The following is a 16,569-nucleotide window of genomic DNA, read 5'->3' as shown; positions in this document are numbered from 1 at the left end:
GACGATGTCTGTATCCAGGGCGTTCGTGCCTGAGGTCGGCCACCCGGCACCCGAGCCGTTCGGGTACAGGCCTTTGGCCGCGATCGCCGCGGCCGCCGCGGGAGGCGTGCCCCAGAAACGGATCGGACGTGTGCTGGCGGAACTGGCGCCCGGCCTGATCGCCGTGCATCAGCAGGGCAAGGTCCATGGGGCCATCTCCGTGCAGACCGTCGGCCTGGACGAGTTCGGCCATGCCCACCTGCTGGTGCCGGCCCTGTACCCGGATCACTCCGGCGCGATGGAGCCGGCGTCCTGCTTTGCCGCGGCAGAGCAGTTCGATCCGGAGCCGGCAAGCGCCTGCGGCCCGTGGACCGATGTCTATGCGCTGAGCGCAGTCGCCTGCTCGCTGATCAGTGGCTCGCCGCCGCCTCATGCGCTGGCGCGGCGCGCGCAGGACAACTACGTGCCGCTCGCCATCCGCAGGCCGAAGGGCTATGACGAAGCCTTCCTGGGGGCGGTGGACCGCGGCTTGTCCATGACCCCGGCGCAACGTCCGCAATCGATCGCCGACCTGTATACGGCCCTCGGCGTTCCCTATGCGGCCGAGGTCGGCGTGGCGCCCTTGGCGCCCAGCGACAAGGCCTTCGTACCGGCCGCCAATGACGGGGTCCGGCAAGGTGGTGCGGGCATGGAGCGCCGGCGCCGCGCGGCCGGCGTGCTGGCGGTGGTCGCCGGCGTCGTCGCGGTGGCAGGCGTCTGGGCCTGGATGAACGGCGACGATGCGCCCGAGGACGCTGGATCGAGCCCCATCGTGATGGCTTCCCGCCCATCCACGGGGCCGGGCAATCCGGCCGTTCCCCGCATCGGCCACCCGGCCGCGTTGCCGGTGGCCCCGGCTGGCCAGGGCGTGCCGGGCGTTCCCGCCGTCCCCGTGCCTGGTACGGCGACCGCTCCGTTGCCCGGGCCGGCGCCGGGCGCAGGGGTAAGCGCCGGCGGCATGCCGGCGAGTCCCCCTTCCGGCGCCGCACCCCTGCAGGAAGGGGCGAACGGCGGCGTGGCGGAGAATGCGCCGGCGACCGCGCCCGCCAAGCCGGCGCGGCCAGTCGCCGTCACCGTGAACCTCGATGTGCGCCCGTGGGGCGAAATCTTCGTCGACGGCAAATCGCGCGGTGTCAGTCCGCCGTTGAAGACGCTGTCGCTGCCCGCCGGGCGGCACACGGTGGTGGTGCGCAACGCCGACCTGCCGGCGTACCGAGTGGTCGTGGACCTGAAGCCGGGCCAGCCCCTGACCCTGCGGCACGTATTCCAGTAGCGCCCTGGGGGTTTCCCCGGATAAAGCCTTTGACAGTGGCACGGAACTGCGCTAAATTCATGGGCTTACTGATTTATCCGCGCGCAAGCCGGCCAGATCACGCTCAAGTTGTCGCAGGCAATGATTCGCAGGCGATGATGTTCGAGCAGTGATCCTGGGTTACCGGGTTGTGCGCTTTATTTGTCTGCAAGACCCGCTCTTTTACGTATACGTTTGAGGCGGTTTTGCGCGAACTGCCTCCCCTGCGAGCCGCGGCCACAGCCCGCCGGAGCGGAGGGTCAGCTAGTACCAAAGTACATAGTACGGAAGTACTTACCGTAGTACGTAAAAGGGATTCCAAAGGTCATGCCTACCATCAGCCAGCTCGTGCGCAAGCCGCGCGAAGTCAGCATCGTGAAGAGCAAGAGCCCCGCGCTCGAAAACTGCCCTCAGCGACGCGGCGTGTGCACCCGTGTGTACACCACCACCCCCAAGAAGCCTAACTCCGCCTTGCGTAAAGTGGCCAAGGTTCGCCTGACCAACGGCTACGAAGTCATTTCGTACATCGGCGGCGAAGGCCACAACCTGCAGGAACACTCTGTCGTGCTGGTGCGCGGCGGCCGTGTGAAGGATCTGCCCGGTGTGCGCTACCACATCGTTCGCGGTTCCCTCGACCTGCAAGGCGTGAAGGATCGCAAGCAGGCTCGTTCGAAGTACGGCGCCAAGCGCCCGAAGAAGGCCTGATCGACGCGTCGTCGATTTCACCGGCGAGCGTCCGCGCTCGCCATCCGTGCAGCCGCGCCCGGTCTGGCGCGGCACGTAAGTGGCCTTCCCCCTGGATGGCCGTGGCCGCGGCGACAGTCGCGGTTCAACTGAACTGACACAAGGAAGCAAGCAATGCCCCGTCGTCGCGAAGTCCCCAAGCGCGAGATACTGCCCGATCCCAAGTTCGGCAGCGTCGAGCTCGCCAAGTTCATGAACGTTGTGATGCTGGACGGCAAGAAGGCCGTCGCCGAGCGCATCGTCTACGGTGCGCTGGAGCAGGTCCAGACCAAGACCGGCAAGGATCCGATCGAAGTCTTTGGTACCGCCATCAACAACATCAAGCCCATCGTCGAAGTGAAGAGCCGCCGTGTCGGCGGCGCGAACTACCAGGTGCCGGTTGAAGTGCGCCCCGTGCGCCGCCTGGCCCTGGCCATGCGCTGGCTGCGCGAAGCCGCCAAGAAGCGTGGCGAAAAGTCGATGGATCTGCGTCTGGCCGGCGAGTTGATCGATGCGTCCGAAGGTCGCGGCGCCGCGATGAAGAAACGTGAAGACACCCACAAGATGGCCGAAGCCAACAAGGCCTTCAGCCACTTCCGCTGGTAATTAAAGGATTTCAAGCAATCATGGCTCGCAAAACCCCCATCGAGCGCTATCGCAATATCGGCATCTCTGCGCACATCGATGCAGGGAAGACCACCACGACCGAACGCATCCTGTTCTACACCGGCGTCAATCACAAGATTGGCGAAGTCCACGATGGCGCTGCCACCATGGACTGGATGGAACAGGAGCAGGAGCGCGGCATCACGATCACGTCGGCCGCGACGACGGCGTTCTGGCGCGGCATGGCCGGCAATTATCCCGAGCACCGCATCAACATCATCGACACCCCGGGACACGTGGACTTCACCATCGAAGTCGAACGGTCCATGCGCGTGCTCGACGGTGCCTGCATGGTGTACTGCGCGGTGGGTGGTGTGCAGCCGCAATCCGAGACCGTATGGCGCCAGGCCAACAAGTACGGCGTGCCGCGTCTGGCCTTCGTCAACAAGATGGACCGTACCGGCGCGAACTTCTTCAAGGTCTATGACCAGCTGAAGACGCGCCTGCGCGCCAATCCCGTACCCATCGTCATCCCGATCGGCGCCGAGGACACCTTCACGGGTGTGGTCGACCTGGTCAAGATGAAGGCCATCCTGTGGGATGACGCCAGCCAGGGCACGAAGTTCGACTACGTCGACATTCCGGCCGAGCTGGAAGCGTCGGCGCAGGAATGGCGCGAAAAGCTGGTCGAGTCGGCCGCCGAGTCGTCGGAAGAGCTCATGAACAAGTACCTCGAAGAGGGCGAGCTCACCGAGGAAGAAATCACCCAGGGCATCCGCACCCGTACCATCGCCGGCGAAATCCAGCCGATGCTGTGCGGCACGGCGTTCAAGAACAAGGGCGTGCAGCGCATGCTGGACGCCGTCATCGACTACCTGCCTTCCCCGGTGGACATTCCCCCGGTCGACGGGCAGGACGACGATGGCAATGCGATCACCCGCAAGGCCGACGACGGCGAAAAGTTCTCCGCACTGGCATTCAAGCTGATGAGCGACCCGTTCGTCGGGCAGCTGACCTTCGTGCGCGTGTATTCGGGCGTGCTGAAGTCGGGCGATACCGTCTATAACCCCATCAAGGGCAAGAAGGAACGTATCGGCCGCCTGCTGCAGATGCACGCGAACAACCGCGAGGAAATCAAGGAAGTGTTGGCCGGCGACATCGCCGCCGTGGTGGGCCTGAAAGAAGTCACCACCGGCGAAACGCTGTGCGACGTCGATTCCCCCATCCTGCTGGAACGCATGGAGTTCCCCGAGCCCGTGATTTCGCAGGCCGTGGAGCCCAAGTCCAAGAGCGATCAGGAAAAGATGGGCCTGGCGCTGTCGCGCCTGGCCCAGGAAGATCCGTCGTTCCGCGTGCGTACCGACGAAGAGTCCGGCCAGACCATCATTTCCGGCATGGGCGAGCTGCACCTGGAAATCCTGGTCGACCGCATGAAGCGCGAATTCGGCGTGGAAGCCAACGTTGGCAAGCCGCAGGTGGCATACCGCGAAACCATCCGCAAGAGCTGCGACGAAGCCGAAGGCAAGTTCGTCAAGCAGTCCGGCGGTCGTGGCCAGTACGGTCACGTGGTCATCAAGCTGGAGCCGCTGGCCCCGGGCGGCGCGGGCTTCGAGTTCGTGGACGCCATCAAGGGCGGCGTGGTGCCGCGCGAATACATCCCGGCGGTCGAAAAGGGTATCGTCGACAGCCTGCCCTCCGGCATCCTGGCTGGCTACCCGGTGGTGGACGTCAAGGCAACGCTGTTCTTCGGCTCCTACCATGACGTGGACTCGAACGAAAACGCCTTCCGCATGGCCGCTTCGATGGCCTTCAAGGAAGGCATGCGCCGGGCCAGCCCGGTGCTGCTGGAACCGATGATGCACGTCGAAGTCGAAACCCCGGAAGACTATGCCGGCACGGTGATGGGCGACCTGTCGTCCCGTCGCGGGATGGTCCAGGGCATGGACGATATCCCCGGGGGTGGCAAGGTCATCAAGGCCGAAGTTCCGCTGGCCGAGATGTTCGGTTATTCCACCAGCCTGCGGTCGCAGACCCAGGGCCGCGCCACGTACACGATGGAGTTCAAGCAATACGCCGAAGCTCCGAAGAACGTGGCCGACGAGGTCATTGCAGCCCGTACCAAGTAAATCATCCGCGACGCCCTGGCTATGCCAGGACGTCGCACACCACAGTTTCCTTGAAAGTTCAAAGGATGGAAGATCATGGCAAAAGGCAAGTTTGAACGTACCAAGCCGCACGTGAACGTGGGTACGATCGGTCACGTGGACCACGGCAAAACGACGTTGACGGCGGCGATCACGACGGTGCTGTCGACGAAGTTCGGTGGCGAAGCCAAGGGCTACGACCAGATCGACGCGGCGCCGGAAGAGAAGGCGCGGGGGATCACGATCAACACGGCGCACGTGGAGTACGAGACGCAGAACCGTCACTACGCGCACGTGGACTGCCCGGGTCACGCGGATTATGTGAAGAACATGATCACGGGCGCGGCGCAGATGGACGGTGCGATCCTGGTGGTGTCGGCCGCTGACGGCCCGATGCCGCAGACGCGCGAACACATTCTGCTGAGCCGCCAGGTTGGCGTGCCGTACATCATCGTGTTCCTGAACAAGGCGGACATGGTGGACGACGCCGAGCTGCTGGAGCTGGTGGAGATGGAAGTGCGCGAGCTGCTGAGCAAGTACGATTTTCCGGGCGATGACACGCCGATCGTCAAGGGTTCGGCCAAGCTGGCGCTGGAAGGCGACAAGGGCGAGCTGGGCGAGCAGGCGATTCTGAAGCTGGCCGAGGCGCTGGACACGTACATTCCGACGCCGGAGCGCGCGGTTGATGGGACGTTCCTGATGCCTGTGGAAGACGTGTTCTCGATCTCGGGCCGTGGCACGGTGGTGACCGGTCGTATCGAGCGTGGCGTGGTCAAGGTTGGCGAGGAAATCGAAATTGTCGGGATCAAGCCGACGCTGAAGACGACCTGCACGGGCGTGGAAATGTTCCGCAAGCTGCTGGACCAGGGCCAGGCCGGTGACAACGTGGGTATTTTGCTGCGCGGGACCAAGCGTGAAGAAGTCGAGCGTGGCCAGGTGCTGGCCAAGCCGGGTTCGATCACGCCGCACACGGACTTTGACGCCGAGGTCTACATTCTGTCCAAGGAAGAAGGCGGCCGTCATACGCCGTTCTTCAACGGCTATCGCCCGCAGTTCTACTTCCGCACGACGGACGTGACGGGGACGATCGAGCTGCCCAAGGACAAGGAAATGGTCCTGCCGGGTGACAACGTGTCGATGGTGGTCAAGCTGCTGGCGCCGATCGCCATGGAAGAAGGCCTGCGCTTCGCGATCCGCGAAGGCGGCCGTACCGTGGGCGCCGGCGTCGTCGCCAAGATCCTCAAGTAATCCACGCCGCCGCGGGGCGGCACCGCCTGCACGGTGCGCCCCGTTCCTCGTTCTTTAGGAAACACCATGAAAAACCAGAAGATCCGTATCCGCTTGAAGGCGTTCGACTACAAGCTGATCGATCAGTCGGCTGCTGAAATCGTCGATACCGCCAAGCGTACCGGTGCGGTCGTGCGTGGTCCGGTCCCGCTGCCTACGCGTATCCGTCGTTATGACGTCCTGCGTTCGCCGCACGTCAACAAGACGTCGCGTGACCAGTTCGAAATCCGTACCCATCAGCGCCTGATGGACATCGTCGATCCCACCGACAAGACCGTCGACGCGCTGATGCGCCTGGACCTGGCCGCCGGCGTGGACGTCGAAATCGCGCTGGAGTAGGCGTACACGTTGCCGGCGTCTTCCGTGTGAAGGGCGCCCGGCGATCACGCCGGCGTTGCCGGCGTCGCGCAAATGCAATGACCGCAGTTCTCATGGGCTGCGGTCATTGCATTTGTGGCTCGCGCCATGCTATAGTGCAAAGCTTGCCATTTTGGTTTGCCCGATGCCTGGACGGTTATGTAATGTCCGGGCGCGAAGTGTCCGGGTGCCGCCATGTGGCGAGAATGCTGAATTTGAAGTGCCTGCCTGGTGATTCCATGCCCGACGCAATTTGTGGCATGGGCCTGCCAGAGCAGCAAATAACTGTAGGGCAAGCCGTTACCTTGCCTGATTAGCCCCGACCAATCGCAGTCGGGAATGGAGAAAACGATGTCGAATTCGACACCCACGCCCGCCGCGTATCGGCTCGGGCTGGTGGGTCGCAAGGTCGGCATGACCCGCATTTTCACCGAAGACGGCGTGTCCGTCCCGGTGACCGTGCTGGACGTGTCCAACAACCGTGTGACCCAGGTCAAGTCTCTGGAAGCCGACGGCTACGCCGCGGTCCAGGTGGCTTACGGCACGCGCCGTCCCTCGCGCGTGGCCAAGGCTCAAACCGGCCACTATGCAAAAGCCGGCGTCGAAGCCGGTAGCATCCTCAAGGAATTCCGTCTCGACCCCGCCCGTGCCGCCGAATTCGCGGCCGGCAGCGTGATCGGCGTGGAAAGCCTGTTCGAAGTCGGCCAGCAGGTCGATGTCACCGGCACCACGATCGGTAAGGGTTTCGCCGGTACGATCAAGCGCCACCACTTCGGTTCGCAGCGTGCTTCGCACGGTAACTCGCGTTCGCACCGCGTGCCTGGCTCCATTGGCCAGGCGCAGGATCCGGGCCGCATCTTCCCGGGTAAGCGCATGTCCGGTCACCTGGGCGACGTCACGCGTACGGCCCAGAACCTGGACGTCGTGCGGGTCGATGCTGAGCGCGGCCTGTTGCTGGTCAAGGGCGCTGTTCCCGGCCACAAGGGCGGGGATGTCGTCGTGCGTCCGGCCATCAAGGCCCCCGCCAAGAAGGGGGCATAAGCCATGGAACTCAAGCTCCTGAATGACCAAGGTCAAGCCGCCACGTTCAGCGCGCCCGACACCGTTTTCGGCCGCGACTACAACGAAGCGCTGATCCACCAGATCGTCGTGGCTTTCCAGGCCAATGCCCGTAGCGGCAACCGTGCCCAGAAGGATCGTGCCGAAGTCAAGCACTCCACCAAGAAGCCCTGGCGCCAGAAGGGTACTGGCCGTGCGCGTGCCGGTATGACCTCGTCGCCGCTGTGGCGTGGGGGTGGTCGGATTTTCCCGAACTCGCCCGAAGAGAACTTCAGCCAGAAGGTCAACAAGAAGATGTACCGTGCCGGGATCCGTTCGATCCTGTCGCAGTTGGCCCGCGAAGATCGTATCGCCGTCGTCGACGCCTTCACGCTGGATACGCCCAAGACCAAGCTGGCCGCGGCCAAGCTGAAGGACCTGGGCCTGGATTCGGTGCTGATCATCACCGACAGCGTCGATGAAAATGTTTACCTCGCCACCCGCAACCTGCCGCACGTTGCCGTGGTCGAACCGCGTTATGCCGATCCGCTGTCGTTGATCCACTATCGCAAGGTGTTGATCACCAAGCCGGCCATCGCGCAACTCGAGGAGATGCTGGGATGAACCGCGAACGCTTGATGCAGGTGCTCCTGGCTCCGGTCGTGACCGAAAAGGCCACGTTCGTCGCCGAGAAAAATCAGCAAGTCGCTTTCCGCGTGGTCGACACGGCCACCAAGCCGGAAATCAAGGCTGCCGTCGAACTGCTCTTCAACGTGCAGGTCGAATCCGTGCAGGTCCTCAATCGCAAAGGCAAAGTCAAGCGCTTTGGCCGCTTCATGGGCCGTCGTCGCAACGAGCGCAAGGCCTATGTCTCGCTGGCCGAAGGGCAGGAAATCGACTTTGCGGAGGTGAAGTAAATGGCCCTCGTAAAAGTTAAACCGACCTCCGCGGGCCGCCGCGGCATGGTGAAGGTGGTCAGCCCGAATCTGCACAAGGGCGCCCCCCTGGCCTCGCTGCTCGAAAAGAAGAAGCGTGGTTCCGGCCGCAACAACAACGGCCACATCACCGTCCGCCATCGTGGCGGTGGTCACAAGCAGCACTACCGTATCGTCGACTTCCGTCGCGACAAGGACGGCATCCCGGCCAAGGTCGAGCGCCTGGAATACGACCCCAACCGTACGGCGCACCTGGCACTGTTGTGCTACGCCGACGGCGAACGTCGCTACATCATTGCGCCGCGTGGCCTGGAAGTGGGCGCGTCGCTGGTGTCGGGTATCGAGGCGCCGATCCGCGCCGGCAATACGCTGCCGATCCGCAACATCCCGGTCGGTACGACGATCCACTGCATCGAGATGCTGCCGGGCAAGGGCGCCCAGATGGCGCGCTCGGCCGGTGCGTCGGCCGTGTTGCTGGCTCGTGAAGGCACGTACGCCCAGGTGCGCCTGCGCTCCGGCGAGGTGCGCCGCGTTCACATCGAATGCCGCGCCACGATCGGTGAAGTCGGCAATGAAGAACACAGCCTGCGCCAGATCGGCAAGGCCGGTGCAATGCGTTGGCGCGGTGTCCGCCCGACGGTTCGTGGCGTGGCCATGAACCCGGTCGATCACCCGCACGGTGGTGGTGAAGGCCGCACCGGTGAAGCACGCGAACCGGTCAGCCCTTGGGGCACTCCGTCGAAGGGTTACAAGACCCGTCGCAACAAGCGGACGAACAACATGATCGTCCAACGGCGCAAGCGCAAGTAAGAGGCGAACACTATGTCACGTTCGATCAAGAAAGGCCCGTTTGTCGATTCGCACCTGATCAAGAAGGTCGATACGGCGACTGCGGTCAAAGACAAGAAGCCGATCAAGACCTGGTCGCGCCGTTCCACGATCCTGCCCGAGTTCATCGGGCTGACGATCGCTGTGCACAACGGCCGTCAGCACGTTCCCGTTTATATCAACGAGAACATGGTCGGTCACAAACTGGGCGAGTTCGCGCTGACCCGTACGTTCAAGGGCCACGCGGCGGACAAAAAGGCCAAGAGGTAAGCGATGGAAACGACTGCCATTATCCGTGGTGTTCACATCTCGGCTCAGAAGACCCGTCTGGTCGCGGACCTGATCCGCGGCAAGTCGGTGGCGCAAGCCCTGAACATCCTTACCTTCTCCCCGAAGAAGGCCGCCGGCATCCTGAAAAAGGCTGTCGAGTCCGCCATCGCCAACGCCGAGCACAACGACGGTGCCGATATCGACGAGCTGAAGATCACCACGATTTACGTGGACAAAGCCGAGTCGCTGAAGCGCTTCTCCGCTCGCGCCAAGGGCCGCGGCAATCGTATCGAGAAGCAGACTTGCCATATCACGGTCAAGGTCGGCGCCTAAGGAGTCACGATGGGTCAGAAAATTCACCCCACTGGGTTCCGCCTTGCGGTCACCCGTAACTGGTCCTCGCGTTGGTACGCTGATGACAAGGCCTTCAGCGGTATGCTGGCCGAAGACATCCGTGTTCGCGAGTACCTGAAGAAGAAGCTCAAGAGCGCGTCCGTCGGCCGTGTGGTCATCGAGCGTCCCGCCAAGAATGCCCGCATCACGGTGTACTCGGCGCGTCCGGGCGTGGTCATCGGCAAGCGCGGCGAGGATATCGAAAACCTGAAGGCCGATCTGCAGCGTCTGATGGGCGTGCCCGTGCACGTCAATATCGAGGAAATCCGCAAGCCGGAAACCGACGCGCAACTGATCGCCGATTCGATTTCGCAGCAGCTGGAAAAGCGGATCATGTTCCGCCGCGCCATGAAGCGCGCCATGCAGAACGCCATGCGTCTGGGTGCCCAGGGCATCAAGATCATGAGCTCGGGCCGCCTGAACGGCATCGAAATTGCCCGTACCGAGTGGTATCGCGAAGGCCGTGTGCCGCTGCACACGCTGAAGGCGAACATCGACTACGGCACTTCCGAAGCCCACACCACCTACGGTGTGATCGGCATCAAGGTCTGGGTCTACAAGGGCGATATGCTGGCCAACGGCGAACTGCCGCCCGAGACCGCGACGCCTCGCGAAGAAGAGCGTCGCCCCCGTCGCGCCCCGCGCGGTGACCGTCCTGATGGCGGTCGTCCCGGACGCCCCGGCGGTCGTGGCCGCGGTCCCCGCAAGGCGGATGCAGCCCCGGCGCCTGAAGGAGAATAACCATGCTGCAACCCGCACGCAGAAAGTATCGCAAAGAGCAGAAAGGCCGTAATACCGGCCTGGCCACGCGCGGCACCAACGTGTCGTTCGGCGAGTATGGGCTGAAGGCGACCGGTCGCGGCCGCCTGACCGCTCGCCAGATCGAAGCCGCCCGTCGTGCCATCAACCGCCACATCAAGCGTGGTGGTCGCATCTGGATCCGTATCTTCCCGGACAAGCCGATTTCCCAGAAACCTGCGGAAGTCCGTATGGGTAACGGCAAGGGCAACCCGGAATATTGGGTCGCCGAAATCCAGCCCGGCAAGGTGCTGTATGAAATGGAAGGGGTCAGTGAAGAGCTCGCTCGCGAAGCTTTCCGCCTGGCCGCCGCCAAGCTGCCGATCTCGACGACGTTCGTCGCGCGTCATATCGGTGCTTAAGGAGTCCTAAATGAAAGCCAGCGAACTCCGTTCGAAAGATGACGCCGAGCTGCGCAAAGAGCTCGAAAGCCTGCTCCGGGCCCAATTCGGCTTGCGCATGCAGAAGGCCACGCAGCAACTTGCCAACCACAGCCAGCTGCGCAACGTGCGCCGCGACATCGCGCGCGTCCGTACCTTGCTGACCGAGAAGGCAGGGAAATGATCATGAGCGAAACGCAAAACACCCAACAAGCCAAGCGTCAGCGTACGCTGGTCGGCAAGGTCGTCAGCAACAAGATGGACAAGACCGTTGTCGTTCTCGTCGAACGACGCGTGAAGCACCCCATCTACGGCAAGATCGTCATGCGCTCGAACAAGTACAAGGCGCACGACGAGACCAACCAGATCAACGAAGGCGACACCGTGGAAATCGCGGAAGGCCGTCCGATCTCCCGCTCGAAGTCGTGGAGCGTGGTGCGTCTGGTCGAAGCCGCTCGTATCATCTGATCGCAATGGCGGCCGCGCTCCGTGTGCGGCTTGCAGGGTGATACCGGCCTGGTGCCGGAACCTCACCCGGGCGTGTCCCAGTTACGACGGGCCGCCGTGCCGCTGCAGCAAAAAGCCGAGGCTACCCGCCTTGGCTTTTTTTTGCTTGTGCATGGGGGACCGCGCCACGCATCGGCGCAACCGCCCATGGGAACCGCAATCCCGCAGTTCGTACCAAGGAAAATTCCCACGCATGGCTTTCAGGATGCCACCGCATCCCCCGGCCCGCATGGCTTGCACACAACGCTTGTTCCAGGGAGTGCCTTGTGCTGACTGCTTCGCCCGATCCAACTCGCGGCCTACCCGAGGCCGGCCTCAACTCGGGTTCCGGGCCAGGTCCCAAATTCCGCGCCCAGGCCGCCAGCCCGCGTGCGGCCGGACGCGGACGGTTCCCATCGACTCCCCGGGCGATCCCGAGCAAGGTGCGGCCCGGCGTCCCGCGCGCCGTTCCACTGCCGCCGCCCCGCCCCAGTGTGGCGCCGCTCGTAGCGCCCGGGCACCCGGCGCACGCGGACGCCCGGGGCTTCGATTACATCATTCCGCACGAAACGCGGATGGGGCGCACGCCCTATATCGATGTCGATGGTGTGCAGCGGCATCCCAACGGCCGCATATCGCAGTCGGAAACGGTGTGGACGGCGCTGCAGGTGCTCTGCGCCGCGCAACGGGCGCCTGTGCCACCGGGCGGCGACAGTCCGCTATCGTCGTATCTGGACATCGAGGTGGAGCCCGTCGGGAACCCGATATTCCCGCCTCCGGCCGAGTATGGGGACTTCCTGCGCAACCATGCGGCGCGGGCCAAGGCGGCGCTTGAAGCGGAGTTCGCCGTGTTGGAGCGTTCCGCAACATTGCGCCAGTTGATCCGGTTTGCGGTTCATGCGGGGCGCCTCGGCACGGACGCGGACCATCGCTGGACGCTACGCGTTGTCCCGCCGGCGGGTTTTCGGGACGGCCTTTCCGTGTTCCGCGCGGACTTCGTTCCGGACAAGGTGCAGCGGGCGCTGATCGTGCCGTCGATCGAAAGCCCGTTGATCGCCGGACGCTATTTTCTGGCCGCGGAAGGTGCCGTTACGGCCGTGGGAGCGAGTTGCGCCACCATGCATGCCATCATTTCGATACTTGCCGGGATCGAGCCGCGCAAGCATGCCGCCTGGATGGACGGCGCCGGGGGTATCGATCCGCGGCGGATACGGGAATGGGGAGCGGGGGAGCGCGGTGCGGTCGCGTATCTGGTGCAGCGGATGGTACGGGAGCTATTTCCCAGCGGGGCACCGTGGCTGTCGGCCTTGCCGTTCGGGGACAGCAACCTCGCCAGCGGGCCGCATCCTCGCCTGGGGCTGGGCCGCCTGAACGACGAAACCCGGCGTGCCTTGAACGACATCGGCGGCGTGAACGGGGTGGCGCGCTATGTCAGATGGCAGGATGAATATCTGGAGGGCCGCTGTCCGCTTGCCGAACCCCTGCCGGCTCCCGGTTCGGCATCCGCTCCGGCGGACGCTCCCACACCGGCGCCCCGCCGCAAGCCCGGGGCAGGCCAGTAATCGCGGCCAGGCTGCTCGGCGCGCGCCGTGTCCATATCCAAGCCCATACAGACCCATATCCGGACCCACACCCGACGCCGCTGACCCTGCGCGCACTGCCCGAGCGCGCGTTTGGTTGCCTGCCGCCGTGTCGGAGCTCGTGCGCGCCGACATGAAGAAAAATCGGCCAACACGGCGAGCCGCCGCGTTGGCCGATATGGGCAGGGCGTTTCCAGGCCCGCTCAGATATGCGTGATGAACTTGGTCACCAGGTAGCCGTCGAAGGTCTCGGTGCCGCCTTCGCTGCCGATGCCGCTGTCCTTGACCCCCCCAAACGGCGTTTCCGCCAGGGCGCTGCCGAAATGGTTGATGTTCACCATCCCGGCCTCCAGCGCATTGGAGACCTTGGTCGCCGTTTTCAGCGAATTGGTGAATACATAGGACGAGAGGCCGAAGGGCAGGCTGTTCGCGCGCTTGAGCACGTCGTCGGTGTCCGTGAAGGGCACGACGGGCGCCAGGGGGCCGAAGGGCTCTTCCGTCATCAGCATGGAGTCCTCGGGCAGGTCCGTGATGACCGTGGGCGCGAAGAAGTGGCCGGCGCGCTCCAGCGGCGCACCGCCCAGCACGACCTTGGCGCCCTTCTCGCGTGCGTCCTCGACGAAGCGCGTCATGCTGGGCACGCGGCGCTCGTGGGCCAGCGGCCCCATCTCCGTACCGGCCTCCAGGCCGTTGCCGACCTTGATGTTCTTCAGCACGTCGGTGAACTTGGCCAGGAACTTGTCATACGCGCCCTTCTGCACGTAGAAGCGCGTCGGTGAGACGCAAACCTGGCCGGCGTTGCGGATCTTGAAGCGCGCCAGCATTTCGGCAGCGCGATCGATATCCGCGTCGTCGAATACCAGCACGGGCGAGTGTCCGCCCAGCTCCATCGTGCAGCGCTTCATGTGCGCGCCCGCCAGGGCGGCCAGGTGCTTGCCGACCGGCACGGATCCGGTGAACGACACTTTGCGCACGATCGGCGAGCGGATCAGGTACTCCGAGATCTTGGGCGGCTCGCCCCAGACGATATTCAGGCAGCCCGGCGGCAGGCCGGCGTCATGGAACATGCGGGCGATGGCCATCACGGCGCTGGGAGAATCCTCCGGGCCCTTCAGGATGATGGTGCAGCCTGCGCCCAGCGCCGCGGCCACCTTGCGGATCGCCTGGTTATAGGGGAAGTTCCAGGGCGTGAAGGCGGCGCATACGCCGATGGGCTCGCGCACGACGAACTGCCGGACGTCGGGGTTGCGCGGCGGAATCACGCGGCCGTAGATGCGGCGGCATTCTTCGGCATGCCATTCCGCATGTTCGGAGCAACTGACGATCTCGGCCACGGCCTCGGCCAGGGGCTTGCCCTGGTCCATGGTCATGTTGCGGCCGATTTCCTGGGCGCGTTCACGCGACAGCTCCGCCACCTTGCGGAGGATGCGGGAACGTTCCATCGGCGAGGTACGGCGCCACGATTCGAAGGCGCGTTGCGCGGCCTGCAGGGCGCGGTCCAGGTCCGCTTCCGTCGCGTGCGGCAACTGGCCCAGCACTTCCAGAGTGGCCGGGTTGGTGATGTCCTGCGTCTTGCGGCCGTCGCCGGACAGGAATTCACCGTCGATATACAACGCCAACTGTTCGTACATGCTCGTGTCCCTCGTTGGAAAATTGGATCGTGGCCGTAGCCTCGACCGCCAGTCTAACGCCTGCCGGGGCCGGGCGAAACGCCGGAAGGCCGCGCGTCCAGGTCGGGCAGGCGACGGCGCTGGCGCTGGCGCACAAAGCGCCGGACACCGCGTCGCGCTATTATCCTCCCGGGCCTGGAACCTTGCCGGGTGGCGGCAGTCAATACCGGGCATGCAAGGCAGCTCCATCGATCGATCCGATACCCGCGACGAAATTGCAACCCCTCGACTCCCTCCCGCTGAAAACCGACCAGACTCTGTTTTCGCGTATCTTTTTCGGCGCCATCGACGCCTTGCGCAACGGCATCGCGCGGGCCTCGCTGGTCGGGGACCGTCCCATCTTCGATAACGCGGCGTTTCCCTGGGTCCCGGCCCTGGAAGCCCAGGCGGACGCCATCCGCGCCGAGCTGGACGAGGTCCTGCGCGAGCGGGAAAAGCTGCCCGCCTTCCATGAGCTGTCCCCCGACGTGGGCACGATCACGCGTGACAGCCAGTGGAAAACCTTCGTATTCATGGGTTATGGCATGCGCTCGGAACGCAACCTGGCCCGCTGCCCCGCCACGGCACGCGCCATAGGCGGCATCCCGGGGCTGCGCACCGCCTTCTTTTCCATCCTGGAGCCCGGCAAGCGCATACCGATGCACCGCGGCCCCTATAACGGCGTGCTGCGCCTTCACCTGGCGCTGGTCGTGCCGCGGGAACGGGAGCGTTGCTGGATCGAGGTGGACGGCCGGCGCCACGTCTGGGAAGAAGGCAAGGCAGTCGTCTTCGACGACCTGTACCCGCACCAGGTCCACAACGATACCGACCAGCTGCGCGCGGTGCTCTTCATTGACTTCGAGCGCCCCTGCAGGGCGCCCATGCGCTGGATCAACCGCCTGATCCTCGCGCTGGCGCCGCTGACGCCGGAGATCCGGCGCTCCAAGGCAAACCACGATATGTGGGAAAAAGGCTACTACGGGGCCGATTGAAGTTTCCCCTTGCGCGGGTTGCCCCAAGGCGATAGAATAGCCAGCTTTCCCAAAGAATCTCTTTGGCGAATCGCCCGGATTGCGACCGTACTTCAGAGTAGTGGTGTACGCGTCAGTCCATCGTGCAGCTTTCCGCATCGAGTGCGGGGGTGTGCAAGGTAGTGCGGGTGTTCGGCGAATGGGAATCGGTGGGAAGAATCCGCAGGATATCAACCCTGGTTCGCGCAGTGCGATCCAGATTCGGGCGGCCGCGGCAGGCGGTTCGGTCGGGTCGGTTCACTAGGCAGACCGGGGTATCAAACCCTTACGGGACCAAAACTGACGGAAAGGGCAGTACCGCTTGCCCCCATCGCGGCAACCCGCAGGGGTCGGTACCAAGCTTTCCGTTAAGTTGGAACAGGAAAAATCATGATCCAAATGCAGACCACGCTGGACGTGGCCGACAACACCGGTGCGCGCCGAGTGCGGTGCATCAAGGTGCTCGGCGGTTCCAAGCGCCGTTATGCCGGCATCGGCGACATCATCAAAGTCAGCGTCCTGGACGCCGCGCCGCGCGGACGCGTCAAGAAGGGCGAAATCTACAACGCCGTGGTGGTGCGTACCGCCAGCGGCGTACGCCGCCCGGACGGCTCGCTCATCCGTTTTCCTGGCAAAAACGGAAATGCCGCCGTTCTGCTGAATGCCAAGCTTGAACCGATCGGTACCCGCATCTTCGGACCCGTGACGCGCGAACTGCGTACCGAGCAGTTCATGAAGATCGTGTCGCTGGCGCCCGAAACGCTGTAAGGAGCCCT

General features: G+C 64.2%; 20 protein-coding genes. 19 read left to right on the top strand and 1 reads right to left on the bottom strand.

From position 1 onward, the window contains the following. The first annotated feature begins 4 nt into the window (after positions 1-4). The 17 genes from BAU07_RS25725 to BAU07_RS25645 all read left to right on the top strand — a co-directional run bounded on the left by BAU07_RS25725 (position 5) and on the right by BAU07_RS25645 (position 13,116). Entirely contained in the window at positions 5-1,291 is a 1,287-nt protein-coding gene (locus tag BAU07_RS25725) for a serine/threonine-protein kinase (RefSeq protein WP_157122452.1), read from the top strand. A 345-nt stretch (positions 1,292-1,636) separates the two neighbouring features. Then, positions 1,637-2,014, top strand: coding sequence for a 30S ribosomal protein S12 (gene rpsL, locus BAU07_RS25720; RefSeq protein ID WP_066641807.1), 378 nt, complete (start codon positions 1,637-1,639; stop codon positions 2,012-2,014). Positions 2,015-2,167: 153 nt separating this feature from the next. Further along, positions 2,168-2,638, top strand: a complete 471-nt coding sequence (gene rpsG / locus BAU07_RS25715) for a 30S ribosomal protein S7 (protein WP_066664213.1) — start codon at positions 2,168-2,170, stop codon at positions 2,636-2,638. Between the two features lie 20 nt (positions 2,639-2,658). Further along, the gene (fusA, locus tag BAU07_RS25710; RefSeq protein ID WP_066664210.1) at positions 2,659-4,764 is read left to right on the top strand and encodes an elongation factor G; all 2,106 of its coding nucleotides are present in this window, start codon (positions 2,659-2,661) and stop codon (positions 4,762-4,764) included. A 75-nt stretch (positions 4,765-4,839) separates the two neighbouring features. Further along, on the top strand, positions 4,840-6,030 hold the full coding sequence (gene tuf / locus BAU07_RS25705; protein WP_066664207.1) for an elongation factor Tu: 1,191 nt from the start codon (positions 4,840-4,842) through the stop codon (positions 6,028-6,030). Between the two features lie 66 nt (positions 6,031-6,096). Further along, on the top strand, positions 6,097-6,408 hold the full coding sequence (gene rpsJ / locus BAU07_RS25700; RefSeq protein WP_066357409.1) for a 30S ribosomal protein S10: 312 nt from the start codon (positions 6,097-6,099) through the stop codon (positions 6,406-6,408). Between the two features lie 369 nt (positions 6,409-6,777). Then, entirely contained in the window at positions 6,778-7,467 is a 690-nt protein-coding gene (gene rplC, locus BAU07_RS25695; RefSeq protein WP_066664205.1) for a 50S ribosomal protein L3, read from the top strand. 3 nt (positions 7,468-7,470) lie between these two features. Continuing rightward, positions 7,471-8,088: a 50S ribosomal protein L4 gene (rplD, locus tag BAU07_RS25690; RefSeq protein ID WP_066664202.1), complete on the top strand. Its 618-nt coding sequence runs from the start codon at positions 7,471-7,473 to the stop codon at positions 8,086-8,088. Further along, a complete protein-coding gene (gene rplW, locus BAU07_RS25685; RefSeq protein WP_066664199.1) occupies positions 8,085-8,381 on the top strand; it encodes a 50S ribosomal protein L23 in 297 nt (98 codons plus the stop codon). The genes rplD and rplW overlap by 4 nt, the downstream gene beginning before the upstream one ends. Further along, on the top strand, positions 8,382-9,209 hold the full coding sequence (gene rplB / locus BAU07_RS25680; protein ID WP_066664196.1) for a 50S ribosomal protein L2: 828 nt from the start codon (positions 8,382-8,384) through the stop codon (positions 9,207-9,209). It begins immediately after the preceding gene. A gap of 12 nt (positions 9,210-9,221) precedes the next feature. Then, positions 9,222-9,497, top strand: coding sequence for a 30S ribosomal protein S19 (rpsS, locus tag BAU07_RS25675; RefSeq protein WP_066664193.1), 276 nt, complete (start codon positions 9,222-9,224; stop codon positions 9,495-9,497). Between the two features lie 3 nt (positions 9,498-9,500). After that, positions 9,501-9,830 (top strand): 50S ribosomal protein L22, encoded by a 330-nt coding sequence (rplV, locus tag BAU07_RS25670; RefSeq protein WP_066664190.1) that lies wholly within the window; start codon positions 9,501-9,503, stop codon positions 9,828-9,830. 9 nt (positions 9,831-9,839) lie between these two features. Next, complete coding sequence (rpsC, locus tag BAU07_RS25665) at positions 9,840-10,631, top strand: 30S ribosomal protein S3 (protein WP_066664187.1); 792 nt, start codon at positions 9,840-9,842, stop codon at positions 10,629-10,631. Positions 10,632-10,633: 2 nt separating this feature from the next. Continuing rightward, entirely contained in the window at positions 10,634-11,050 is a 417-nt protein-coding gene (gene rplP, locus BAU07_RS25660; protein ID WP_066664184.1) for a 50S ribosomal protein L16, read from the top strand. Positions 11,051-11,060: 10 nt separating this feature from the next. Further along, positions 11,061-11,252, top strand: a complete 192-nt coding sequence (rpmC, locus tag BAU07_RS25655) for a 50S ribosomal protein L29 (RefSeq protein WP_066664182.1) — start codon at positions 11,061-11,063, stop codon at positions 11,250-11,252. 2 nt (positions 11,253-11,254) lie between these two features. Next, complete coding sequence (gene rpsQ, locus BAU07_RS25650) at positions 11,255-11,536, top strand: 30S ribosomal protein S17 (protein ID WP_066664180.1); 282 nt, start codon at positions 11,255-11,257, stop codon at positions 11,534-11,536. 593 nt (positions 11,537-12,129) lie between these two features. Further along, positions 12,130-13,116: a hypothetical protein gene (locus BAU07_RS25645; RefSeq protein ID WP_066664177.1), complete on the top strand. Its 987-nt coding sequence runs from the start codon at positions 12,130-12,132 to the stop codon at positions 13,114-13,116. Positions 13,117-13,337: 221 nt separating this feature from the next. On the opposite strand, the gene BAU07_RS25640 is transcribed toward BAU07_RS25645, so the two are convergent. Next, complete coding sequence (locus tag BAU07_RS25640) at positions 13,338-14,765, bottom strand: NAD-dependent succinate-semialdehyde dehydrogenase (protein ID WP_066664171.1); 1,428 nt, start codon at positions 14,763-14,765, stop codon at positions 13,338-13,340. A gap of 254 nt (positions 14,766-15,019) precedes the next feature. Between BAU07_RS25640 and BAU07_RS25635 the strand changes: the two genes are divergently transcribed. Beyond that, the gene (locus BAU07_RS25635; protein WP_084025997.1) at positions 15,020-15,775 is read left to right on the top strand and encodes an aspartyl/asparaginyl beta-hydroxylase domain-containing protein; all 756 of its coding nucleotides are present in this window, start codon (positions 15,020-15,022) and stop codon (positions 15,773-15,775) included. 408 nt (positions 15,776-16,183) lie between these two features. Then, positions 16,184-16,561, top strand: a complete 378-nt coding sequence (gene rplN, locus BAU07_RS25630; protein ID WP_066664168.1) for a 50S ribosomal protein L14 — start codon at positions 16,184-16,186, stop codon at positions 16,559-16,561. Positions 16,562-16,569: the final 8 nt, after the last annotated feature.

Source organism: Bordetella flabilis, assembly GCF_001676725.1.
Taxonomy (GTDB): domain Bacteria; phylum Pseudomonadota; class Gammaproteobacteria; order Burkholderiales; family Burkholderiaceae_B; genus Bordetella_C; species Bordetella_C flabilis.
Note: the sequence above shows the minus strand (reverse complement) of the source record. Positions and strands in the feature narration are given on the sequence as shown.